Annotated in this window: 17 protein-coding genes and 1 riboswitch; of the genes, 7 read left to right on the top strand and 10 right to left on the bottom strand. The window is 71.1% G+C overall.

The window, feature by feature from the left end; genetic code table 11:
- Window positions 1–9 precede the first annotated feature (9 nt).
- The 3 genes from ACYVD5_RS12845 to ACYVD5_RS12835 form a co-directional block, all read right to left on the bottom strand.
- Complete coding sequence (locus ACYVD5_RS12845) at window positions 10–927, bottom strand: carbohydrate ABC transporter permease (RefSeq protein ID WP_461001231.1); 918 nt, start codon at window positions 925–927, stop codon at window positions 10–12.
- On the bottom strand, window positions 927–1,820 hold the full coding sequence (locus ACYVD5_RS12840) for a carbohydrate ABC transporter permease (protein WP_461001290.1): 894 nt from the start codon (window positions 1,818–1,820) through the stop codon (window positions 927–929). Before ACYVD5_RS12840 ends, ACYVD5_RS12845 begins: the two co-directional genes overlap by 1 nt.
- Before the next feature lie 328 nt (window positions 1,821–2,148).
- Window positions 2,149–3,441, bottom strand: coding sequence for an extracellular solute-binding protein (locus ACYVD5_RS12835; protein ID WP_461001230.1), 1,293 nt, complete (start codon window positions 3,439–3,441; stop codon window positions 2,149–2,151).
- Between the two features lie 690 nt (window positions 3,442–4,131).
- On the opposite strand from ACYVD5_RS12835, the gene ACYVD5_RS12830 reads away from it, so the two are divergent.
- On the top strand, window positions 4,132–5,169 hold the full coding sequence (locus tag ACYVD5_RS12830) for a coiled-coil domain-containing protein (RefSeq protein WP_461001229.1): 1,038 nt from the start codon (window positions 4,132–4,134) through the stop codon (window positions 5,167–5,169).
- Between the two features lie 102 nt (window positions 5,170–5,271).
- On the opposite strand, the gene ACYVD5_RS12825 is transcribed toward ACYVD5_RS12830, so the two are convergent.
- Both ACYVD5_RS12825 and ACYVD5_RS12820 read right to left on the bottom strand, forming a co-directional pair.
- Window positions 5,272–5,739: an SRPBCC domain-containing protein gene (locus tag ACYVD5_RS12825; RefSeq protein WP_461001228.1), complete on the bottom strand. Its 468-nt coding sequence runs from the start codon at window positions 5,737–5,739 to the stop codon at window positions 5,272–5,274.
- A 90-nt stretch (window positions 5,740–5,829) separates the two neighbouring features.
- Window positions 5,830–5,982, bottom strand: a complete 153-nt coding sequence (locus ACYVD5_RS12820) for a hypothetical protein (RefSeq protein WP_461001227.1) — start codon at window positions 5,980–5,982, stop codon at window positions 5,830–5,832.
- A 586-nt stretch (window positions 5,983–6,568) separates the two neighbouring features.
- Here ACYVD5_RS12820 and ACYVD5_RS12815 point away from each other — a divergent pair.
- A complete protein-coding gene (locus ACYVD5_RS12815) occupies window positions 6,569–7,675 on the top strand; it encodes a DUF3558 domain-containing protein (protein WP_461001226.1) in 1,107 nt (368 codons plus the stop codon).
- A gap of 210 nt (window positions 7,676–7,885) precedes the next feature.
- Here the strand turns inward: ACYVD5_RS12815 and metE are convergent, their stop codons facing one another.
- Window positions 7,886–10,153, bottom strand: a complete 2,268-nt coding sequence (gene metE / locus ACYVD5_RS12810) for a 5-methyltetrahydropteroyltriglutamate--homocysteine S-methyltransferase (protein ID WP_461001225.1) — start codon at window positions 10,151–10,153, stop codon at window positions 7,886–7,888.
- Window positions 10,154–10,311: 158 nt separating this feature from the next.
- Window positions 10,312–10,531: riboswitch (cobalamin riboswitch) on the bottom strand.
- Between the two features lie 304 nt (window positions 10,532–10,835).
- Here metE and ACYVD5_RS12805 point away from each other — a divergent pair.
- The 3 genes from ACYVD5_RS12805 to ACYVD5_RS12795 all read left to right on the top strand — a co-directional run bounded on the left by ACYVD5_RS12805 (window position 10,836) and on the right by ACYVD5_RS12795 (window position 15,078).
- Window positions 10,836–12,413, top strand: coding sequence for a polysaccharide deacetylase family protein (locus ACYVD5_RS12805; protein ID WP_461001224.1), 1,578 nt, complete (start codon window positions 10,836–10,838; stop codon window positions 12,411–12,413).
- Window positions 12,414–12,715: 302 nt separating this feature from the next.
- A complete protein-coding gene (locus ACYVD5_RS12800; protein ID WP_461001223.1) occupies window positions 12,716–13,327 on the top strand; it encodes a DUF6461 domain-containing protein in 612 nt (203 codons plus the stop codon).
- A 224-nt stretch (window positions 13,328–13,551) separates the two neighbouring features.
- A complete protein-coding gene (locus tag ACYVD5_RS12795; RefSeq protein WP_461001222.1) occupies window positions 13,552–15,078 on the top strand; it encodes a polysaccharide deacetylase family protein in 1,527 nt (508 codons plus the stop codon).
- 27 nt (window positions 15,079–15,105) lie between these two features.
- On the opposite strand, the gene ACYVD5_RS12790 is transcribed toward ACYVD5_RS12795, so the two are convergent.
- The 3 genes from ACYVD5_RS12790 to ACYVD5_RS12780 all read right to left on the bottom strand — a co-directional run bounded on the left by ACYVD5_RS12790 (window position 15,106) and on the right by ACYVD5_RS12780 (window position 19,239).
- On the bottom strand, window positions 15,106–16,230 hold the full coding sequence (locus tag ACYVD5_RS12790; protein ID WP_461001221.1) for a quinone-dependent dihydroorotate dehydrogenase: 1,125 nt from the start codon (window positions 16,228–16,230) through the stop codon (window positions 15,106–15,108).
- Between the two features lie 126 nt (window positions 16,231–16,356).
- Window positions 16,357–17,286, bottom strand: coding sequence for a PAC2 family protein (locus ACYVD5_RS12785; protein ID WP_461001220.1), 930 nt, complete (start codon window positions 17,284–17,286; stop codon window positions 16,357–16,359).
- Window positions 17,287–17,457: 171 nt separating this feature from the next.
- Window positions 17,458–19,239, bottom strand: a complete 1,782-nt coding sequence (locus ACYVD5_RS12780) for an ABC-ATPase domain-containing protein (protein ID WP_461001219.1) — start codon at window positions 19,237–19,239, stop codon at window positions 17,458–17,460.
- Between the two features lie 437 nt (window positions 19,240–19,676).
- Here ACYVD5_RS12780 and ACYVD5_RS12775 point away from each other — a divergent pair, with 437 nt between their 5' ends.
- Window positions 19,677–21,038 (top strand): TrkH family potassium uptake protein, encoded by a 1,362-nt coding sequence (locus tag ACYVD5_RS12775; RefSeq protein ID WP_461001289.1) that lies wholly within the window; start codon window positions 19,677–19,679, stop codon window positions 21,036–21,038.
- Window positions 21,039–21,069: 31 nt separating this feature from the next.
- Here ACYVD5_RS12775 and ACYVD5_RS12770 read toward each other — a convergent pair whose 3' ends face one another.
- Window positions 21,070–21,303 carry a FitA-like ribbon-helix-helix domain-containing protein gene (locus tag ACYVD5_RS12770; protein WP_461001218.1) on the bottom strand — a complete coding sequence of 78 codons (234 nt, stop codon included), beginning with the start codon at window positions 21,301–21,303 and terminating at the stop codon, window positions 21,070–21,072.
- A 391-nt stretch (window positions 21,304–21,694) separates the two neighbouring features.
- Here ACYVD5_RS12770 and ACYVD5_RS12765 point away from each other — a divergent pair.
- Window positions 21,695–22,622: serine/threonine-protein kinase (locus tag ACYVD5_RS12765; protein WP_461001217.1), on the top strand; the 928-nt coding region annotated here is incomplete at its 3' end.

Below are 22,622 nucleotides of genomic sequence, written 5' to 3'. Positions count from 1 at the left end.
GTGATTGGGTCACGCTTTGATCGCACCTTCCATGATGCGTCCGACCAACTGGCGGCCGAACAAGAAGAAAATGACCAGCAGGGGCAGGGTCGCGAAGGTCGCGCCGGTGAACATCAGGGCGAAGTCGCGCGCGAAGGCGGACTGGTTCAGCTGCTGGATGGAGAACTGCACCGTCGGGTTCTCCGGGGAGAGCACCGCCAGCGCCCAGATGAACTCGTTCCAGGTCTGCATGAACGTCAGCAGCCCCAGCACGATCATGGCCGGCCGCAGCGCCGGCAGCACGACGCTCCAGTAGATGCGGAAGGTGGAGCACCCGTCGATGCGGGCGGCCTCCATCAGATCGTCGGGAATGGTCTGCAGCACGTACTGGCGCATCATGAACACGCCGAACCCGCTGACCATGAACGGGACGATCACCGACTGCAGCTCGCCGCGCCAGCTCAGCCAGTCCATCAGGATCAGCAGCGGCACCAGGCCGATCTGCACCGGCACGGCCATGGTGACGATCACCGCGATGGTGAAGAACCCGCGGCCCTTGAAGTTCAGCTTGGCCAGGGCGAACCCGGCCAGCGAGCAGAAGAACACCACCGAGACCGCGACCGTGGTAGAGGCGATCAGCGAGTTCATCAGGCCGGTCAGGAAGTTCGCCGAGGCGTTCTCGAACAGCCGGCGGGTGTTCTCGATGAAGTTGCCGCCGGGAAACATCGCCGGCGGGAACTGGGTGGCGGCGGTGGTGGTGCGTGTTGCGATGACGAACATCCACCACAGCGGGAAGACCGAGAGGACGAACGTCATCAGCAGCGCGAAGTAGGTCAGCGGCGTGGCCTGGCGCATGCGGCGCATGCGGCCGCCGCGGCGCTTGTTCCGCGGGCTGCGGTGCTGGGGCCGGCGCCGCTCCGCGGGCCGCGCACTTGTCGTGGCCGTCATTACGCCCCCTTGATCCGGCTGGTGAGCCACACGTTGATCAGGCCCAGGACCACCACGATCATGAACAGCACCCACGAGACCGCCGCGGCGTAGCCGAAGTTCTGGTAGTTGAAGGTCTCCTGGAAGACCAGCATCATCACGGTCTGGAACTGGCCCTGGTTGCCGCCGGCGTAGCCCTGGCTCGCGGCGAAGATGGTGGGCTCGGTGAACAGCTGCATCTGCCCGATGGTGGAGATGATGACCGTGAACATGATGGTGGGCCGCAGCAGCGGGATGGTGATCTGTACGAACTGGCGGATACGCGAGGCCCCGTCGAGATCGGCCGCCTCGTAGACGTCCTTGGGAACCGCCTGCATTGCCGCCAGGTAGATCAGCGCGTTGTATCCGATCCAGCGCCAGTCGATCATCACCGCGATGGCAGTCCAGGACCAGTAGCGGTCGCTGCGCCAGGCGATCGGGTCGAGCCCCACCGATGTCAGCACCTGGTTGATCAGTCCGAACTGCTCGCCGCCGAAGATCGTGCCGAAGACGATGGCCAGCGCGGCGACAGAGGTGATGTAGGGCAGGATCAGCGTCATCCGGAAGACGCCGGCGAAGCGGATACGGCGGTTGAGCGTGTCGGCCAGCAGCAGGGCGAAGAGGAGCTGGGGGACGACCGCGATGACGAAGATGCCCAGGGTGTTGTAAAGGGCGTTCCAGAACACCTCGTCGCTCACCAGGCGGACGTAGTTGTCCAGGCCGGCGAAGCCCTCGTTGCCGCCGATGAGGCTCCAGTCGTGCAGGGAGACCCACACGGTGTACAGCAGCGGGAACAGCCCGAAAACTCCGAAGAGCAGGAAGAACGGGGCGATGAACAGATAGGGCGAGGTGCGGATGTCGAGCCGGCTCAACATCCGGCTGCGGCGCGCACGCGCGCGCGCCCGCTCCGGCGAGTCGGGAGGCTTCGTACCGGCGCCGTTCGCCGGCCCCGGCGCGGGTGACGGCGGGGCGCCGGGCTGCAGTGAGGTCACGCGTCGCGCTCCTTTCCTTTTCTTTGGGGGATGTACGGACCGGGTGGCCGGCACGGGCGGGGCCTGTGCCGACGTGCGAAGCGGCCCGGCCCGGTGGTGGCGAATTGGCTTCGCCACCACCGCAAAAAGGGGAGGGGCCGGGCCGCCGGGTCGGCGGAGATCCGCCGGAAAGGTGAACCGGGGAAATCAGCCGGGGAAATCAGCCGGAAGGTCAGCGTTCGCCGGTGGCGCGCTTAGCCTCTTCCAGCGCGTTGTTCCAGCCCTCGTCGGGCGAGACGTTGCCCTGCTCGACGGCCTGCAGGGCGGATTGGAACCCCGCGTCGATCGCAGGAGTGTCGGGGCCGAAGTAGACCGGCTTCAGTTCCCTGGCGGTAGTGCTGTAGATCTCGCCCACCGGAGCGTCGTTGAAGTAGCCGCGGGTGAACTCGGTGACCGCCGGGTCCTTCAGCGCCTCGGGGTTGGAAGGCAGCACATTGGCCTCCTCCCATGCGCCGAGCTGGCCTTCCTTGCTGGACAGGAACTTCGCCAGCTCGATGGCCGTCTCCTGGTTCTCTCCCTGAGTGGGGACGGCCAGGAAGGAGCCGCCCCAGTTGCCGCCTTCGCCGGGGACGTCGGCGACGTTCCACTGGCCGTTGCCTTCGTCGCCCGCGGTGGACTCGATGTGGCCGAGCATCCATGCCGGGCAGGGCAGGGTGGCGAAGGTGTTGTTCTGGATGCCGGCGTTCCACTCCTGCGACCAGATCGGCAGGCTGGCCGACAGCCCGGCCTCCGACATCGCGGTCACTGTGTCGTAGGCGGCGCGGGTGGTATCCGTCTGCTCGATGACCAACTCGCCGTTGCGGTTCTGGTATGGCGCGCCGCCGTGCTGAGCGAGCACCGCGCGGAAGTTGGGCTGGATGGTCGAGACGAACGAGGCGCCGGTATCGGCATCCATGAACTCTTCACCCGTGGAGACGAAGTCGTCCCAGGTGGGCCACAGCTCGCCGACCTCGCCGGGTTCGGTGGGCAGGTCGGCCTGCCTGAAGAGTTCGACGTTGTAGCACATGCCCAACGACCCGATGTCGGTGCCCAGGCCCAGCAGCTGCCCGTCGGCGCCGTGGCCCTGCTCCCACTTCCAGTCCAGGTAGTTGTCCTCGAGCTCGGCGCCGCCGTGCTCGTTGAGGTCGACGAACTGGTCGGGCTGGGCGAAGAACTGCGCGGCGTTGGCTTCCTCGATCGCTACCACGTCGCCTGCGCCGCTGCCGGCAGCCATGTTCTGCTGGAGCTGCGGCGTGTAGTTCCCGACGTCGGTGACGTTGCGCTCTTCGATGGTGACGTTGGGGTTCTCTTCCTCGAACTGCTTGATGAGCGCGTCGTAGCCCATCACGCCGAACGTGTCGAGAACCAGTTCGACCTGGCCGTCCGAACCGCTGTCTCCGCCACCGCCGCAGGCCGTGGCAAGGAGCAGGGCTCCGCCACCGATTACCGCGGTGGCCGCTCTGGCACCGCGCCTAAGCTTGATCATCTGCGACCCCTTATGTCACACGAGGATTCCTGACTGACCGCGTCCCCGTACCGTCTTTTGGGAGCGCTCCCATAAGAGAATCCGGTCACACTGCCGCAGTCAATGCCCGGACATACCGAAGAAACCCAACCGTTACCGGAGACGGGGCACAGCAGGCATCCCAAACCCCCCGCGTCACACGCCTTCCAGGGGCGCATGCCCGCCGGACCAACCTGATGACCTGCTGTTTCCCAACGGAACCCGGCGCCGCTCGCGGCGGGCGCGGGCGAAACACCTCGGGCGCCCCGGATCGGCCGCTCCGAGCGGCAATGTCGCCGACATCCCGGCGCCTTCGCCGTGCAACCGCCAAGCCGCCGCCCCGTATCCGTCCGTACACCCGTCTCCGCCGCCCGCGGTGGGCGGCGGCGCGGGCTGCGGGGCCGGCGCTGCCGGTCGTTGGCGGTCTGCGGTTCGGCCTGTCCGCGACCCGCGCAGGGCCGCCACCTCCGTACAATCAAAGTGCGGCCCAAGCGCAGGCGTTCAATTGGCAAACGGGGTTAACTGCCCTACCCTGCATCGGGCCGCGCCGCCGATCGGGGGCACTCGCAGGTGCCCGCCCCGATCGCCGCGCCGCTCAAGCATCCGACGCATCCGACCGAGTGCGCGCGCCCCCGCCCGAACCGGCGCCGCGCAAGCCGAGGAGCGACCCACGTGGAGCCCCACCGATCCGCCCATGCGGACGACTTCGCCGATTTCTGGGCGCCCGACCCCCCGTGCCCGCGCCACCTCGACGACACGCCCGAAACCTCCGCCGTCCCGCCGCGCCACCGCCGCTCCGCCGCGGTCCTGGCCGCGGCGGTACTGGCGTCCTGCACACTGGTCGCCGTGCCCTCGGCCGGCCTGGCCGCCCCGCTGCCGACCGACGCCAGCCTGGAAGAGCTGCGCGACCGCGCCGACAACCTGAGCGACGAGTACCGCGGCGAACTGCGCGACATGGAGGCCGTGATCGACACGGCCGACGCAGCCAAGGAACGTGCCGACAGCACCCGCGAAGAGGTCAACAAGGCGCAGGAACAGGTCCGCCGACTGGCGGCGGCCAGCTACACCAGCGGCGGCATCGACCCCGCCCTGGCCATGTTCGTCGAGGACGACCCGCAGGCCATCATCGACCAGGCCCAGTTGGTGGGACACCTTTCAAACACCAACCAGGACAAGGTGGACCAGCTCGAACAGGCCATCGCGCGCGATGAGAAGGCCCAGGAGAACGCGCAGGAGAAGGCGGACAAGGTCGAAAAGGACCTGGACGAGTTGGAGAGCCAGCGCGCCGACGTGCAGAAGCTGATCGCCGACTACCCCGCCCAGGAGATGCAGGGGCCTTACAACATCACGCCGCGCACCGAGCAGATGCGCGAGCTGATCATCGAGAAATTCGGCGAGAGCCCCGAAACCGGCGGCGTGGGCTGCTACCGGCCGGACGGCGGCTACGTAGTGGGCGAGCACCCCAAGGGGCGGGCCTGCGACTTCATGGTCAACGCCAACGGCCAGATGCCGCCGCCCGAGGAGAACAAACGCGGCCAGCGGATCGCCGACTGGGCCCAGGACAACGCCGACCGGCTGGGGATCATGTACGTGATCTACCGCCAGCAGATCTGGGATATCCGCCGGGGCGACGAGGGCTGGCGCGACATGTCCGACCGCGGCAGCATCACCGAGAACCACTTCGACCACGTGCACATCTCGATGTTCTAGTCCGCCCCGATGGGCGGTGACCATGCGGAAATGCCGGGATCCAGCGCTGGATCCCGGCATTTCCGCGTGCTCGTGCGTCCTCGTCCGCGGCGGCGGTCGGCTCTACGGCTGCGCCGGCGCGCCCTCGGGCTGCGCCGCCTCCGGGTTTTCCAGCAGCATTTCGAGGTCGTCGAGGCAGTAGCGCCAGCCGGACTCCTGCGCGCCCTCGTCCCAGAGCCGCTCGGAAAACGTGTGCGTGAAGAACAGCGTGCAGCCGCCGGGTTCGGCCTCAAGGCGGAAGTGCAGTCCGTGGGTCTCCGCCGTTTCGTCGTCGAACTGGTCGAAGGCGAAGACCTGCGGGGAGTCCAGCTCGGTGATCCGGGTGTCCGGCGCGCCGCCCTCCTCGGCGTCGAAGACGATCTGCCCGCCGACACGCAGGTCGATGGTGTCGACCTCGAACGGGTACCAGAAGCCCAGCCCCGCCGGTTCGGTCAGGGCGCGCCAGACCACCTCGCGCGGGTGCGCGAACCGCCGTTGGAAACGCAGCGCCAAGTAGCCCTCGCCCGCAGGCTGCGGCACGTCTTCGGTCATGCTCGGTCCTTCTGTGTCGCGTGTGTGGCGTTGCGGCGGTGGCCCGGTCCCGCCGTACGCGGTTGCGCAGGCGCGCGTCCGCGGGCCCACTCAGCCTCCGGTCAGCAACGGCCCGTATAGCACCGAGAGGCAGCCGCCGAGCAGCGTCAGCACTGAGACGATCGCCAGCACGAACACGGTCCAGGCCCCAACGCCGTACCCGCGCCGCGGGCCGGTGGGTGGCGGGGAGTCCGAAGAGGGCATCGGCGGGCCTTTTCTGCCCTGGCGCCGCAGCGGGCGCGGGGCGGTAGGACGGCGGACGAAGACAGGCAGCGGGCGCTTCCTACCGTAGTCGGCTGCACGCGGCCGCGAACGGACCCGCTAAAACGGGCGATTTCGATCGCGCAACGATCGCGGCACCGGACCCGCCGACGGTTCCGCGCGCCCCGGCGGCACGGCCCTGCTGCCAGCGCGGACATCCGCGCAGTACGGAGCACGGAAGAGTACGTTCCGACGACGATACGGTGACGATCCGCGGCTCCGCAGCCACCGCGGCCCCGTACCCGGTCAGAATCGGACGTTAGGATGCCAATCCCCGGCTCCTGCCCCCGATCCCCCGGCCCGCCGCAGCGCGGAGCCGGGCGGCGGCGGTGCGCCCGGGGCGGCGATCGACCCGCGCCAACGGTGCGGGCTCCATCGACGGGTTCCGGACACGTTCCGGAACCGGATGCGGAGCCTGGCACGCCGGCCGCAAGCGGCGGCCGCGGCAAGGCCGCACGGTGGTGGAACCAGGAACGCGCCCAAGCGCGTCGTAGGAAGCATTCAGTACGTAGCCGGCGCGAGGGGAGTCATGAGCGACAACGGGCCCTACACACAGCCTCCGCAGTACCCGGAGGGGGGAGAGGGCGGCCCCGGCGGGCAGCAGCCGCCCTACGGCGGCGGCCACGGCCAACCCGGCCCCGACCAGGCGGGGCCCCATCCGGGCCAGCCCTACGGGGGCGGCCCTTACCAGGGTCCGCAACAGCCCTACCCCCAGCAGCAGGGCGGTCCCTACGGTGATCCCACCGGAGGCCAGCCCGGTTACGGTCCTCCGCCTCCCGGATACGGTCCGCAGCAGCCGCAGGGCGGCCCCCAGTTCCAGCCGCCGCCCGAGCAGCAGATGTACGCGGGCGGGCAGCCGCCCTACGGCCCCGGGCCGGGCGGCCCGATGGACCCGGGCGGCGGCTACCCGCCGCCCAAGAAGAGCAACGCCGGGCTGTTCGTCGTCATCGGCGGCGGGCTGGTCATCGTGGTGCTGGTGATCGCCGTGCTGGTGGTGCTGGTGCGCCAGCCCGACGAAGAGCCGCCCGTACCCGGGCCGGCGAGCCCCTCGCAGCCCCAGCCCTCCGCTGACGACACTCCCAGCGGGGGTCCGGCGGAGCCGGCCGACAGCGGCGCGCCCTACGCGCTGCCCGAGGACCCGTGCAGCGCCTTCTCGTCGGACACGCTCTCCGAGCACGGCATCCAGGACGGCAGCAAGAACCTGACCGATGCCTCCTCGGCCTGCAACTGGTACGTCGAAGGCGAGGGCGACACCTACGGCGGTTTCTCGGTCACCTACCAGACCCCCTACTCCGGGTCAGACTCCGTTGAGGCCGCCAAGGAGGAGTTCCAGAACAACGTCGACTACGCCACCGACGAGAGCAACAGCTACAGCGAGCTCACGGTCCACAACGAGGAGGAGGCCGACCTCGGCGACGAGGCCGTGCTGGTCTTCTCCACCGAGGTGGTGCTGACCACGCAGGACTCCGTGGCCACGATGCTCATCCGCAAGGGCAACATGAACGTCGAGGTGCGCTACACCCTCTCCCCCGGCCTCAATGCCGGCGAGGACACCCCGGCCCCGCTGAAGTTCTCCGACGTCGAGTCGATGATGCACGACTTGGGCGAGGAGTCGCTGAGCCCGATCGGCGGCTAGTAGGCGGCCGGTCGCAGTGGTGGACCGGCATTGGATCGGCGAAAGGGGGTGCGGCCCGCGGGCCGCACCCCCTTTCGCGTCCCGCTCATGTCCCGCGCCGGTTGCGAGCCGCGTGCCGCGCTTCGGCAAGCCGGCGGGCCTGCCGGACCTGCCCGCGGTTGCGCGGTCGGCGGAGGTCCGGGCCGGGGACGGCGCCCCGGCCCGGCGGGCTCAGCGGCCCGGCTCGGCGCGGACCCGCCGCACGGCCTCGACCATGTTGCGCAGTGCCGGCTCCACCTCGGCGTAACCGCGGGTCTTCAACCCGCAGTCGGGGTTGACCCACAGCTGCTCCGGCGAGAGCACGCGCAGCGCCTTGCGCAGCGCCGCCTCGATCTCCTCGACCGAAGGCACCCGGGGCGAGTGGATGTCGTAGACGCCCGGCCCGATCCCGCGCCGGAAGCCCGAAGCGGCGAGGTCGTCGACCAGCTCCATGTGCGACCGTGCGGCCTCCACACTGGTCACATCGGCGTCCAGGGCCTCGATCGCGCCGACGATCCGGCCGAACTCCGAGTAGCACATGTGCGTGTGGATGCGGGTGCTCGCCGCGACGCCCGAAGTCGCCAGTCGGAAGGAGCCCACGGCCCAGTCCAGGTAGGCCGAGCGCAGCTCCTCGCGCAGCGGCAGCAGCTCGCGCAGCGCAGCCTCGTCGACCTGGATGTGCCGGATGCCCTCGCGCTCCAGATCGGCGATCTCGTCCCGCAGCGCCAGCGCAACCTGGCGGGCGGTCTCGCCCAACGGCTGGTCGTCGCGGACGAACGACCACGCCAGCATGGTCACCGGACCGGTGAGCATGCCCTTTACGGGCTTGTCGGTACGCGACTGGGCGTAGGTGATCCACTCCACCGTCATCGGCGCAGGGCGCGACACATCGCCGTAGAGGATCGGCGGGCGCACGCACCGCGACCCGTAGGACTGCACCCAGCCGTTGGCGGTGGTGGTGTAGCCGTCGAGCCGCTCGGCGAAGTACTGCACCATGTCGTTGCGCTCGGGCTCGCCGTGCACCAGCACGTCCAGGCCGATGTCCTCCTGGAGCGCGATGACCCGGTCGACCTCGGCGCGCATCAGCCGCTGGTATTCGGCATCGGTGATGCGCCCGGCCCGGTGCTCGGCGCGGGTGCGCCGCACCTCGGCCGTCTGCGGGAAGGAGCCGATGGTGGTCGTGGCCAGGTCGGGCTCCTTGCCTGCCGCGGTGCGCCGGCCGTCGCCCACGCGCCTAATCTGCGCACCCAGCGCCTCCAGGCGGGCGCGCACCCGGGGATTGGCAAAAGACGCGGGCGAGCCGGCCCGTGCCGCCGCCCGCAGCTGGGGGCCGACGGGGTCGCCGCGCAGCGCCCTGCCGAGCAGCACGACCTCGTCGGCCTTCTGGCGGGCGAACGCCAGGCGCTCGCGCAGCAGCGGGTCCATGCCGGGTTCGGCGTCCAGGTCGATGGGCACGTGCAGCAGCGAGCACGACGTGCTCACCACCACTTCGCCCGCCAGACCCAGCAGGGATCCCAGTGTCGACAGTTTGGCGGGGATGTCGGCGCGCCAAACGTTGCGCCCGTCGACGATGCCCGCCACCAGGGTCTTGTCGCCCAGGCCCGAGACCCGGGCCAGTTCGCCGACCCCCTCGGGGCCGCTGACCAGGTCCAGCCCGATCTGCTCGGCACCGCTGTTCTTGAGCACCTCCAGGGCCTCTGTGCCGATCGCACCGAAGTAGGTTGAGACCAGCAGGTCGGGCCGGGCTGCAAGGCCGCCCAGATAGGTGTAGGCGCGCTCCAGCGCGCCCGTCCGCGCGCGGCCCTCGTCGGCGGCCAGGACCGGCTCGTCGAGCTGTACGGAGCCGGCCCCGGCCGCCGAGAGCCGTGCGAGCAGCTCGGCGTAGCACTCCAGCAGGTCGTCGAGCAGGTCCAGCGGCCGCCAGCCCTCGGGCGCGTCCGCGGCGGGCTTGGCCAGCAGCAGGAACGTCAGCGGACCGACCAGGACCGGGCGGGTGTCGATGCCCAGCGCCTTGGCCTGGGTGTACTCCGACAGCGGCTTGCCGCCGGCCAGGCGGGGCCGGTCAGCGGGCGACAGCTCCGGGACCAGGTAGTGGTAGTTGGTGTCGAACCACTTGGTCATCTCCAGCGGCTGCAGCTCGCCGGTGCCGCGTGCCATCGCGAAGTAGGCCGCGAGTTCGGACTCGCGGTCGTGCGCGCCCTCGACCAGCGCCCGGAAGCGCTCGGGCACCAGGCCGAACAGAGCCGCGGTGTCGAGGATGTGGTCGTAGTAGGAGAAGGTGTTGGAGGGCACGGTGCCGATACCGGCGCCGTGCAGCGACTCCCAGGTGCCGCGGCGCAGCCGCGCCGCAACCGCGTCGAGGTCGGCGGCGGTGCTGTCGCCGGCCCAGTAGGACTCGCAGGCCCGCTTCAGTTCGCGGTCGGGTCCGATGCGCGGATACCCGTGGACGGTCGTGTTCATCGGGCGGCACCGCCCTGGGCCGCGTTGTGGCCGTATCGCATGGCTTGTTCTCTCCCTCGTCGATAAGCCCGACGATCCGCGGCCGCGGGAGAGGTGCCCGAACGAGCAGGCCACCGCCCTGGCCCTCCCTCGAGGCGCACGGACCACCGCGGGCGCATCCGCGCTCGCGGGCGGTGGCAGGTATTCGGACTTGCGGGCACGGCGCGGCCCTGTCGGACCGCTCCTCCTACCGGCCGCGGCTTCCCAGGCTCGGCGCCCAGTGCCGTTGGCGGCTTTCGTTCCCACTTACCGCTGCGGGGCAGTCCCGGATTCGCACCGGGTTCCCTCTTGCGACACGCACAGCAGGCCGTGCGTGTACCAACCGCGGCTGCAACTATAGACGAGTCCGTCACGAGCGCCGGAGGGCGCCTCCTGCCCACGGAGCGCCCGGGTGCCCGCCAGAGCCGACGAGGCCCCGCCATGCCCCTGTGCGTCTTGTGCCACGCTGCGGACCCATTGGCGAACCTTGTGCGGTTGTTGCCAGCTTCATTACGCTCCGTGTTGCCTGCGCTTCCATTCCGCGTTCTACGCTCGACCGATGGACCGTGTCCGAATTGCAATATCATTCGCAGAACCTGCGCGGATTCCTAGGGCGACAGAGTCACCGGCACCCGTATTCAGACCATTGAAGGACGCTCATCCGTTGAAGCACCAGCCCGTCGGCCCGCACCCGTCGTCCCGTACCCCGGCCCTTGAGACCTCGCCCCGCCGTTCGGTGGCGCTGCGCGCCGCCTCCGCAGCGGCTGCGCTGGCACTGCTAACGCTCACTGCCTGCACGGGAGGCGGCACGGACCCTGCATCGTCCGGGGGGTCTCCCCAGCCGACACCCGCCACTGGCAAGGACGATGAGCTGACCGCCGTCGACGCCGACCGGATCTCCGGCCTGAAGGAGGAGACCTCGACCGAGGACATCGACGGCGGCGTCGACGTCGAGCTCGCCTACCCGCGGATCCCCAAGGCCGGCCCGTTCGCCGACCGGCTCGCCGAGGTCAGCGAGCAAGGGGCGCAGGACTTCGCCGAAGCCGCGGCGGGCGCGAAGTCCTACACCGTCGACTGGGAGGTCAGCGTGGCCGGCGGCAACGTGATGGCGGTCCGGCTCACCCAGCACGAGAAGGACGGCGACGGCGAGCGCACCGGCTACTCCACCTACTGGTACAACACAGAGTCCGGACACACCGCGTACTCCAGCGAGCTGCTCGCCGGCCAGCAGGAGCTGGAAAAGCTCGACTCGCTGGTCAAGAAGCAACTCAAGGACGGCGACGCCGACACCACCAAGCTGCACCCCATCGCCAAGCTCTACGACTCCATCGGGTTCAACCCCGACGGCGACCTGGTGGTGGAGTTCAACGAGGGCCAGATCGCACCCGCCAAGGCCGGCCGCATCCACGCGGTGGTGCCCAAGAAGGACGCCGATCCGCTGCTTTCCCCGTTCGGAAAGCGCGCGCAGTCGGCCGCCGTGGTGGTCACGCCCAAGTTCAGTATCGACAAGGCGGCCGCTCCCAAGGGCGGCCCGGCCGAGGGCAGCGTGCCGGGCATGTTCGCCACCGGCACCGACGGCGAGAAGGTCGACTGCCGCGCCGCCGACTCCAAGTGCATCGCGCTGACCTTCGACGACGGCCCCGGCCCGCGCACGCCGGAGCTGTTGGACGCCCTGGCCGAGCACGACGCCAAGGCGACATTCTTCGTCACGGGGACCCCGGTGCGCGAGTACCCCGAGACCGTGCGCCGCGAGTACGCCGAGGGGCACGAACTGGGCAACCACACCGTGCACCACCCCGACCTCACCTCGCTGAGCGACGACGGCACTCTGGAGGAGCTGACCACGGTCAACGGCCTGGTGCGCCGCGAGACCGGGCTGAGCATGGACGTGATGCGCCCGCCCTACGGAGCCACCAACAACGCCGTCGCCAAGGTCACCGAGGAGCTGGGGCAGGCGCAGATCCTGTGGAGCATCGACACCAACGACTGGCGCGACCACGATCCGGAGGTCGTGAGCGACCGGGCGGTGGAGCGTGCCAAGCCCGGATCCATCGTGCTGATGCACGACATCCACAGCAGCACCATCGACGCCGTACCCGACATCCTGGAGCGGCTGACCGAGAAGGGTTACACCATGGTCACGGTGTCGCAACTGCTCAGCGAGACCGAGCCCGGCGAGGAGTACATCGACGGCTACCCACCGGAGCCCTCGCCCTCGCCCTCGACCGAGAAGTCGGACTGACCACCGGCGCCACCTGGGCTTTTGCGATCGGCGGCGGTCACGTACAGTGCGACGCGGATCATCCGGGCGCGGGGTGTCCCAAGTGCGGGGCACCCCGCGCTCGCGCGTAGGGTGTGCGCCGTGGTGCAGGGACACACTTCGCCGGATACCCGGTTACCCGCGCAAGGGCCGCCCAACCGCCCTATTCGTGTCCTCAACCGGCCGCTTGCCAGGCGGCCCTGGGGGAACGCGATGGTAAAGGGCGGCCGTTCCCGACGATGAGAGCAGCCACAGCGTGCCCCGTGGATGTGAAGGGAATTTCGATGGCCGTTGCGTTGGCCCGCGACTATGCCTGGTTGCGGGAAACCCAGCCGGACCTCGCCGAAGCGTACTGCCTCTCCTACGTCCGAGGACTCAGCAAGGCCACCGCACTGGGCCGGCTCGGCGTCGCTGAACGCGACCTGCGTCTACTGCCCATCGCCGAGGCCGTCGAAGCCGCCCTGTGCACCGAGGGCCGCCCCCCGATGACCGTCCACGCGCTGTCGGTGGGCGGTTGGACCGTCATCGTCGAGCCCACGGGTTGCCGGGTCACCCGGCCCGAGTGCTACCGCACGCTTTCGGCCGAGACCGAACTCGTGTCGGTGCGGGTGCTGATGGACCACCGCTACGAGTTCCGCTGGGTAATCGACGGCGTACTGCAGACCTTCTTCGACGCCCGCGCTCCGCGGGTGCGCCGGGGTACCCGCCCCGACACGCTCGACACCCATATGAACGCCGTCGGACTCGGCGGTGCCGCCCCCGACACCGACCCCGGAGCCGCGGTGCTGGCGCTGGCCGACCGGGTCACCGGTGTGCGGATACGTTCCTCCCACCTGGCCGGCCCGCTGCTGGGCGCCGAACTGGACTACTCCGCGCTGCCGCTGGCTCCCCGGTAACCCCGCTGGCCCGGGACGCGGTCGTGCGCGCCGCGTTGCCCGCTGCCGGTCCATTGACCTGATGTGGTCAGTTGGCGGCTTGCTGTTCTGCGCGCCGACCGGGTGTTCTACGTTTCTGGGGAAGAATCCGGCGCACAGCCCGGACCCGGCGGCGGCGCAGCCTGTTCGGCGCCCTTGTCCGGGCGCGTGCCGGGCCGCCCGGACACGTGGAAGGACCCCGGCGCATGTCCCCCTCCCCCGTCTGCGCCGCACCGAACACCCCCGCCCCGCTCCCCCGCCGGTCCGGCACCGCCCGGCGCGCCAAGCTGCTGGTATGCGCGGCTGCGCTGGCCGCCGCGACCGGCTGCAACGCGCTGGCGCTGCCCGCTCCCCCGCCCACGCAGTTCACCTCGTTTGCCGCCGAGAACCTGCCCGGCCTCGGCGAGCGCAGCATCGGCGGCGACCTGAGCGGCGGCGGCCTCACCGTCCGCGCGACGGTGCCCGAGATCCCCAACGCCGGCCGGCTCACCGAGCGCCTCACCGAGATCCTGGAGCGCGAGGCGGCCGACTTCCGCAACGCCGTGGAAACCGCCGAACGGCTGGAGGCCGACTGGGAGCTGACCGCTGCGGGCAGCGGACTGGTCGGCGTGCGGCTCACCCGCACCGAGACCGACCACCGCGGCAGCCACGACTCCTACTCCACCTACTACTACGACACCCGCACCGGCCGCCTGGCGTACTCCACCGAGCTGCTGGCGGGCGACACCGAACTGCAGAAGCTGGACCGGATGGCCGCTGCGGCGCTGACGGCCCCCCGGAGCGAGCCGGCGGCCCTGCACCCCGGGTTCCGGCTCTACGACTCCATCGGGTTCAACGGCGACGGCGACCTGCTCGTGGAGTTCGACGCGGGCAAGGCGGCACCCATCGGCGCAGGCCGCACCACCGCCGTCATCGCCGCCGCCGACGCCCGGCCGCTCCTGTCCGATCTGGGCGAGCGCGCGCTGTCGGCCTCGCAGCGGCGACCGCGGGCGTTCTCCGTGGATTCCCCGCCCGACGGCGGCGCTGCAGACGACCCCGGCATCCCCGACGTCCCCGGGTCAAGCCACGGCGGCCCCGACCACAAGTGCGGGACCGAAACCACGTGCGTGGCGCTGACGTTCGACGACGGGCCCGGCAAGCGCACCGGCGAACTGCTGGACGTGCTCGCCGAACACGGCGCGCCGGCCACGTTCTTCCTGTCGGGCAACGCCATCCGCAACCGGCCGCAGCCGGTGGGCCGCGCGTGGGCCCAAGGCCACGAGATCGGCAGCCACGGCGAGACCCACGAGTCCTTCCCGGAGCTGCGCCGCTCGGAGCTGGAGGCGGAGCTGGCGGCCGTTGACGCGCTGATCCGCCGCGAAATCGGGGTGCCGGTGGGCCTCGTCCGCCCGCCGTTCGGCGACACCGACGAATCGGTCGCCACTGCCGCGGCCGAACACGGCCAGACGCAGGTTATCTGGGATACCGACTCCCGCGACTGGACCGGAATCAGCGCCGCGCAGATCACCGCCAACGTGACCTCCGAGACGCCGCCCAACGGCCTGGTGCTGATGCACGACGGCGAGAAGGCCACGGTCGCGGCGCTGCCGCGGATCCTGGAGTACTTCGACTCGCAGGGCTACACCCTGGTAACGGTCTCCGACCTGCTTGGACGCACCGAGCCGGGCGGCCTTTACTACAGCGCCGACCCGGCGGCCAACACCGAATGCATCCGGCTGGCCGGCTGCCCCTGATCCGCCGGGGCGGCCGCAGCGGCGGAATCAGCCGGCCGCGGCACAGGCGGGGGCGTCGGCGCCGACCGCTTCGGCCACCGATGCGTAGCCTGCGGCGCGGACCAGCCGGGCCAGACCGCGGTGCATGCGGCGGGGCCACAGCGGCCCGCCGTAGATGAGGCCGGTGTAGCCCTGCACGAGAGTGGCACCCGCTCGGATGCGCGCCCAGGCGTCCTCGGGGGTGGCGATACCGCCGACCGCGATCAGCAGCAGCCGGTCGCCGGCGCGGGCCCGCAGGCGGCGCAGCACCTCCAGCGAGCGGGCGCGCAGCGGGGCGCCGGACAGGCCGCCGCTGCCGGCCGCGGCGACCTCGCCGGCCGGGCTGCGCAGGCCTTCGCGCGAGACCGTGGTGTTGGTGGCGACGATCCCGTCCAGGCCAAGCTCGACGGCGAGGTCGGCGACGGCGTCGATGTCGGAGTCGGCGAGGTCGGGGGCGATCTTTACCAGCAGCGGCATGGCCGTGCGGCCGTCCTCGTCCAAGGCGGCGCGGACCGCGGCCAGCAGCGGCCGCAGCCGTTCCACGGCCTGCAGGTCGCGCAGCCCGGGCGTGTTCGGCGAGCTGACGTTGGCCACCAGGTAGTCGGCGAAGGGGGCAAGGCGGCGAGCGCCCGCGACATAGTCGGCGGCGGCCTCGGATTCGGGGACCGACTTGGTCTTGCCGATGTTGGCGCCGACGACAGGGCGGTGCCCGCCGCGGCGCGAGCGCAGTTCGCGCAGGTGGTCGGCTGCCACGACCGAGCCGAGGTTGTTGAAGCCCATGCGGTTGACGATCGCCGAGTCGGCGGTCAGCCGGAACAGGCGCGGTTTGGGGTTGCCCGGCTGCGGGTGGGCGGTGACGGTGCCGACCTCGACGTGGCCGAACCCGAGGGCGGTGAGTCCGGTGACACCCTCGGCGTTCTTGTCGAACCCGGCCGCCATGCCCAGCGGACCCGGCAGTTCGCGGCCGAAGGCCCGCACTGCGAGTTCGGGCCGGCGGGGGGCGAGGATCCCGCGCATGGCATCGGCGGCGCCGGGCACCGCTGCGATGCCGCGCAGTGCGGCAAAGCTCAACCGGTGGATGGATTCGGCGTCGGTGCGCCGCAGCACTGCGGAGAAGAGGAACTGGTAGAGCACGGGATTCCCGGATTCGACTGCGGTTGCGGGCGCCTGCCCCTGCCGGGGCGGCGCCGTTCGGATGGGGTTGCAGGGCACACGGCGGGTCCGCTGCGGCGCGGCGGCCACGGCACCGCGCCGCAGCGGTCAGCCGTCGCCGTGTTCGCGGTCGGCCAGGTAGCGCTCCAGTTCGGCGCCGAGCTCGTCGGCGGTGGGCAGGTCGCCGCCGTCTTCGCCGAACAGCGGGCGGTCGGCGCCGGACTCGCCGGCGTTCTCGCGGGCCGCCATGAACTCGTCGTACTGCTGCTCCAGGTTGGCCACGACCCGCTGCACCTCGTCGGAGGCCTGGACCTGCTCCTCGATCTCGGCGTCGGTACGCAGTGCGGTCGCCTCCAGGCTGGCGCCCGGAAGGGCCAGGCCGGTGGCGCCGGCGACGTAGTCCAGCGCCGCGATCGCCGCACGCGGGTACTCCGACTGCGACAGATAGCTGGGCACGTGGACGGCATAGCCGAGCGCGTCGTGCCCGGATTCGCCCAGGCGCAGTTCGAGCAGAGCCGCGGCGCTGGCGGGCACGCTGACCTGGCCGACCCAGGGGGTGTGGTCGGACACCAGCTCGGCGCGGGTGGCGTGGGCGGTGGCGGTGGCCGGGCGGGTGTGGGGTACCGCCATGGGGATGCCGTGCACGCCCACGGTCAGGGTGACCGAGAACCGCTCGATGAGGTCGCGCACCGCCGCGGCGAACGCCTCCCACTCGTGGTCGGGTTCGAGACCGTGCAGCAGCAGGAACGGGGTGTTCTCGCTGTCGTGCATGCGGTACAGCGACAGCTTGGGCGGCGTGTACTCGGTGTAGGCGTTCTCGACGAAGGTCATGACGGGCCGGCGGGAGCGGTGGTCGATCAGCCGGTCGGCGTCGAAGGCGGCGACCTCCTGGGCGTCGAACGCGGCAAAGAGCGCGTCGACGGCCTGGCGGCCGACCGTCCCGGCGTCCACGAACCCGTCGAGAACGACCAGCATGGCCGTCGCGGTGGTTTCGTCGGCACCGGGACGGAGCTGGTAAAGGTCAGCGTGGTCACGCACCTGGAAGAGTCTCCATTCGCACACGGAGTGACTGGAACGCGCGGCGGTGTAACGCGCGGGTGGATGTATTCCAGAATAGTCCAGCAAGCTGGGCGCGCCCCCAATTCCGGACGGCGGCCGCCGCCTCCGCCGGATCCGGCACGCGCGGGTCCGCCATCGGGGCGGGCCCATTTAGCCGGGGTGGCCCGAACGCAGTACCCGCAGGCTGCGCAGCCGGTTCAGGGCGCCGGCGATCTCGTAGCGCCGCGGCAGCACGTAGTCGCCCGCATAGCCCCGGCCGAGCGCTGTGACGCCGTCGTCGCCCAGCCGCTCCTCCAGCGCATCCAGCGCCTCGCCCAAGGTCCGGTCGCCGTCGAGCAGGCCGCCCTCGGCGAGCAGCCGCATGGCCAAGCCCACACCGATGATCTGGCCGGGGTCGACCAGTTGCGCCAGGTTGCGCACGTCCACGTCGTTTTCGCCGAACGTCAGCACGTCCATGTCGCGGCGTTTGATCCGGGACCGGCCGCGCGCGGTGGCGTCCACGGAGCGGGCGTCGACCACGCGCCGGGCGGGTGCGGCGAAGTCGGCGTCGGTGCGGGCGGCGGCCAGTTCGCGGGCGCGCTCGGTGACGTCGTAGGGGCGGTAGCCGTCGAGCATGATCACCTGGTCGGCGACGTCGAAGTAGTCGCCGCTGCCGCCCATCACCAGCACGGTGGAGACCTGGTGGCCCTTCCGCAGCGGGCGCACCAGGTCCACGAACGGGGTCAGCGGCTCGCGGTCGCCGTGCACGAGGCGCTGCATCCGCGCGTCGCGGATCATCAGGTTGGTAGCCGTGGTGTCCTCGTCGATGAGCAGGGTGCGCGAGCCGGCTTCCAGTGCTTCGGCGATGTTGGCGGCCTGCGAAGTGGAGCCCGAGGCGTTCTCGGTGGAGAAGTCGGAGGTGTCGGCGCCGGTGGGCAGGTTGCGCACGAACGCGCTGACGTCGGTGCGCTCGACGTGGCGGCCCTCTTCGGCGCGGATCTTGACGGCGTCGGCGCGGGAGACCACCAGCTCGCGCCCGTCGCCGGGCACGTGGTCGTAGACGCCGCGTTCCAGGGCGTGCAGCAGGGTGGATTTGCCGTGGAAACCGCCGCCGACGATGAGGGTGATGCCTTCGGGGATGCCGAGCCCGCTGACCTCGCCGGAGTGGGGCAGCTCGACGGTGGTGCGCAGGCTCTCGGGCGAGCGGAAGGGGACCGCGGTGCCCTGCATGGGCAGGTCGCTGACACCGCTGCGGCGCGGCAGCACCGAGCCGTCGGCGACAAAGGCCACCAGGCCGAGCCCGGCCAGCCGGTCGCGCAGAGCGCAGGTGTCCTCGACGGTGTCGGCGAAGGCGCCGGCCTCGGCCTCGTCCAGTTCGGGCCAGCGCAGCGCGTCGACCATGTCGGGCAGCAGTTCGCACAGTTCGCGCTCGGCGGTGCGGCCGTCGATGCGGCGCCCGTGGCCGGGCAGTTCGATGCCCAGCCGCAGCAGCACCTCGCCGTCGCGGATCTGGCAGGCGGCGCGGTCGAGCACCTCTTGGCCGCCGGCGTCGATGCGCAGCCGGGCGCCCTTGAGTTCGCGGTAGGCGCGGCGCACCAGGTAGTCGGCGGTGGCCCGGCGCCGCACCGGCGAGTGCCAGGCGGAGTCGGGCAGGGCGGCGACGTCGGCGGGCATGCGCACGGCCACGCGGGACGGCGGCGCAAAGGGGTCGGACTGTACGCGCTCGATGGTCAGGGTGAAGTCGGGGAAGGTCCAGTCGCCGGTGAGGGACTTGTAGCGGCCGTAGGAGGACCCGTCCATCTTGCGCAGTTCCTCGGCCAGGCGTGCGTCGTCGCGGCGGCCGCGGATTTCGGGCTCGTCGCGGCGGCCGCCTCCGCCGCCGCCCGGGCCGCCGCGCCGCTCCGGGCGTCCGTGGCCCTGGCGGCGCTCCTGTCCCCCGTAGCGTCCAGGCATGGGTCGGATCTCCCCTCGTGCTGGTGTGTGTCCGGTGCTTCGTCCGGTGCTTCGGCTGTCTCTGCGCGGCCGGCCGCCGCGCCGCCGCTTCTCCGACGGTCTACCCGCGTGGGGCGGGCCGGCGCGCGGTACGCCACGCCCAGCGGCCCGCCGCCGTCTGCGGCCCCGCTCACGGGTGGTTTAGTTTGTCCTGCGGCATCCGTTTCCACGGGGGCAGGGCCGCCCGACCGGGCGTTGGCAACCCTAACGCTCCGGCGGGCCGCGTGGCGGTGTGGAGCCCAAGCCGCGGCGGGCGGATTCCGCTGCGGGGCGGTTGTGTCAGGAGGCAGTGCGAACGCGCAGGGAGAGACCAGTTGGGGACTCCGGTCAGGGGGCGCCGGTCCGAGGCGGGCGGCCGGTCGCGGTGGGCGCGCTGGCGCAGGCGCCGGCAACTGGCGATGGAGCTGGGCCTGCGCCGCTTGGCGTCGTGGGGCAAGCCGCCGCAGCTGACGGCCGGAGCCTTCGGTGCCGCGATCGCGCTGGGGACCGCGCTGCTCGCGCTGCCGGCGGCGACCGAGGAGGGTGTCAGCGCCGGGTTCGTCACGGCCTTGTTCACCGCGACCTCGGCGGTGTGTGTGACCGGTCTGATCGTGGTCGACACCCCGGCCTACTGGTCGGGTTTGGGCGAATGGGTGATCCTGGGCCTGATCCAGATCGGCGGGTTGGGGATCATGTCGCTGGCGACCGTGCTGAGCCTGGTGGTCACCCGCAAGATGCGGCTGTCCATGCAGGTGCGCGCCAGTTCCGAGACCCGGAGCCTGTCGCTGGGCGAGGTCCGCCAGCTGGTCAAGGGGATCGTGCTCGTCAGCCTTGCTTTCGAGGTCACGCTGGCCGCGGTGCTCACCGCGCGGTTCTGGGCCGGGTACGGCGAGTCGGCGGGCCAGGCGGTGCGGCTCGGTGTCTTCCACGCGGTCTCGGCGTTCAACAACGCCGGGTTCGCGCTGTACTCCGACAGTTTGGAAGGCTTCGCGGCCGACCCGTGGATCTCGCTGCCGATCGCCGCCGCGGTGGTCGCCGGCGGCCTCGGTTTCCCGGTGTGGCTGGAGCTGTGGCGCCACTCCCGCCGCACCCGCCGCGAACGCCTGGCCTGGTCGCTGCACGCCAAGCTCACGCTGGTCACCACGGCGGTGCTGCTGGCGGCCGGGGTCGCTGTCTATACGGTGCTGGAGTGGAACAACCCGCAGACGATGGGGCGCATGGACACCGGCGGCAAGCTGATCGCCGGGGTCTTCCAGGGCGTGATGCCGCGCACCGCCGGGTTCAACTCGCTGCCGTTCGGCGAGATGAACCCGCAGACCCTGCTGGCCACGGACATGCTGATGCTCATCGGCGGCGGCAGCGCAGGCACGGCCGGCGGCATTAAGGTGACCACGTTCGCACTGCTGGCGTTCATCATCTACACCAACATCCGCGGCGAGTCGAGCGTGCACATCGCGGGCCGCCGCCTGGCGTCGGGGGTGGCGGAGCAGGCGGTGACGGTGCTGACGCTGGCCATCGGCCTGGTGTTCACGGCCACCTTCTGCCTGCTCGTGATAACCCCGTTCACGCTGGACGAGGTGCTCTTCGAGGCGATCTCGGCGTTCTCGACCGTGGGCCTGTCGACCGGTATCACCGCCGACCTGCCGGTGCCGGGCGAGCTGATCCTGGTCTTTCTGATGTTCGTCGGCCGGATCGGCCCGATCACCCTGGCTTCGGCCCTTGCCCTGCGCGGCCAGGTGCGGCTCTACGACCTCCCGGAGGAGCGCCCGATCGTGGGTTGAGCCGACCGGGGAGAGTCGCGGTGGGACCCGCTCATCGGCGCCCGTCCGCCCGGAACTTCCGCAGGTCTTCCGGCGAGTAGTGGACGGGCTCGTCGGATGCGATCCGTTCCATGGTTTCGGCGGGTTCCGGGAGGGCCGCCTCTTCCACGATCAGTTCGCGCAAATACGCGTTCAGCGACCGCCCCGTGTCCGCGGCTCGGGCCCGGAGGGTTTCGACCGCCTCGGCGGGCAGGCCGCCTATCCGGATCGCGGTCATCTCGCCCATGGCGGGCACCATAGCGTGCACGCATGCATGACTGCAGGGAACCGCATGAACCAGTGGTAGGCAGCACTTTCAGCACAACGCCGCGCCGCGCCGCGGCCCGGTTGCGGTCTGCTTCGCCGAGGGGTACTTGGACACCGGACCCGGCATCGATCACGTAACATCCGGTGCCCAACGAAACCGGAATCGGACATAGTGCGTCTTATGCACCGCAGCGGAGTTGGGTCGGTGCAGGTGCGGCGCCGGCTCCGACGGCCGCGGTCGGCGTCCGGGGGACGGGCGGCGATGGATGGGTGGGCCCCGGCGGGCGGATACCGCCGTGCGGCGTTCAGAGCAGCCACGAGGGGGACGGATGCCGGCAGGCCGGCCATTGCAGACAGGCGATCCCGCGAGTGTGGGCGGGTACCGGCTGACGGGCCGACTGGGACAGGGCGGCCAGGGCATCGTCTATGCGGGTATCGCGCCCGACGGCACCGCCGTTGCGGTCAAGGTGCTCGGCCACGAGTGGGCGGACGACCCGAACTTTCGGCGGCGGTTCGAGCGCGAGGCGCAGTCGGCCCGGCGAGTGGCGTCCTTCTGCACCGCGCAGGTCCTCGACGCCGCCTTCGACATCGAACAGCCCTACATCGTCAGCGAGTACGTGCCGGGCCCGTCGCTGAAAGAGGAGGTCGAACGCAACGGGCCGCGCTCGGGAACCGAGCTGCACCGCTTGGCCGTCGCCACCGCGACCGCGCTGGTGGCCGTGCACGAAGCGGGCATCGTGCACCGCGACTTCAAACCCGCCAACGTGCTGCTGGCGCCGGAGGGGCCGCGGGTCATCGACTTCGGGATCTCCCAGACCGGCGACGTGACCCGCTCGCAGACGCAGTCGGCCATCGGCACGCCCGGTTACATGGCGCCCGAACAGATCGACGGCCAGGCCGTGCATCCGGCCATGGACATCTTCGCCTGGGGAGCGGTGATGGTGTTCGCGGCCACCGGGCGCGCCCCATTCTCCGGCGACTCGGTCCCCGCCGTCATCCACCAGGTCATGTCGGCCGATCCGGATCTGGCCGCCGTTGCGGAGCCTTGGCGCTCCATCGCCGGGCGCTGCTTGGCCAAGGATCCGGCGCAGCGGCCCACCTCGGCCGACTTGCTGATGCGGTTGCTGGGCCGCCGCGATCCCGCCGGCGGCGCTCCGACCGCCGGGACGACCCCCGCCGCGCAGCCGCCTGCGCCCGGTCCGGACCCGGCACAGGACCCGGCCGCACCCGCGCCGCCCGCCGAGCACCCGGTCGAGCACGCGGCACCGGTGCCCGGCCCCGGACCCGGGCCGGGCGCCG

Source organism: Streptomonospora sediminis, from assembly GCF_054778995.1.
This window is presented reverse-complemented; position numbering and strand designations above follow the sequence as displayed.

Excerpts from the sequence above, each read along its gene's own strand:
- ACYVD5_RS12845 (WP_461001231.1), bottom strand. The coding sequence starts at position 927 with ATGACGGCCACGACAAGTGCGCGGCCCGCGGAGCGGCGCCGGCCCCAG.
- ACYVD5_RS12840 (WP_461001290.1), bottom strand. The coding sequence starts at position 1,820 with ATGTTGAGCCGGCTCGACATCCGCACCTCGCCCTATCTGTTCATCGCC.
- ACYVD5_RS12835 (WP_461001230.1), bottom strand. The coding sequence starts at position 3,441 with ATGATCAAGCTTAGGCGCGGTGCCAGAGCGGCCACCGCGGTAATCGGT.
- ACYVD5_RS12825 (WP_461001228.1), bottom strand. The coding sequence starts at position 5,739 with ATGACCGAAGACGTGCCGCAGCCTGCGGGCGAGGGCTACTTGGCGCTG.
- ACYVD5_RS12820 (WP_461001227.1), bottom strand. The coding sequence starts at position 5,982 with ATGCCCTCTTCGGACTCCCCGCCACCCACCGGCCCGCGGCGCGGGTAC.
- ACYVD5_RS12815 (WP_461001226.1), top strand. The coding sequence starts at position 6,569 with ATGAGCGACAACGGGCCCTACACACAGCCTCCGCAGTACCCGGAGGGG.
- metE (WP_461001225.1), bottom strand. The coding sequence starts at position 10,153 with ATGAACACGACCGTCCACGGGTATCCGCGCATCGGACCCGACCGCGAA.
- ACYVD5_RS12800 (WP_461001223.1), top strand. The coding sequence starts at position 12,716 with ATGGCCGTTGCGTTGGCCCGCGACTATGCCTGGTTGCGGGAAACCCAG.
- ACYVD5_RS12795 (WP_461001222.1), top strand. The coding sequence starts at position 13,552 with ATGTCCCCCTCCCCCGTCTGCGCCGCACCGAACACCCCCGCCCCGCTC.
- ACYVD5_RS12780 (WP_461001219.1), bottom strand. The coding sequence starts at position 19,239 with ATGCCTGGACGCTACGGGGGACAGGAGCGCCGCCAGGGCCACGGACGC.
- ACYVD5_RS12775 (WP_461001289.1), top strand. The coding sequence starts at position 19,677 with ATGGAGCTGGGCCTGCGCCGCTTGGCGTCGTGGGGCAAGCCGCCGCAG.
- ACYVD5_RS12770 (WP_461001218.1), bottom strand. The coding sequence starts at position 21,303 with ATGGGCGAGATGACCGCGATCCGGATAGGCGGCCTGCCCGCCGAGGCG.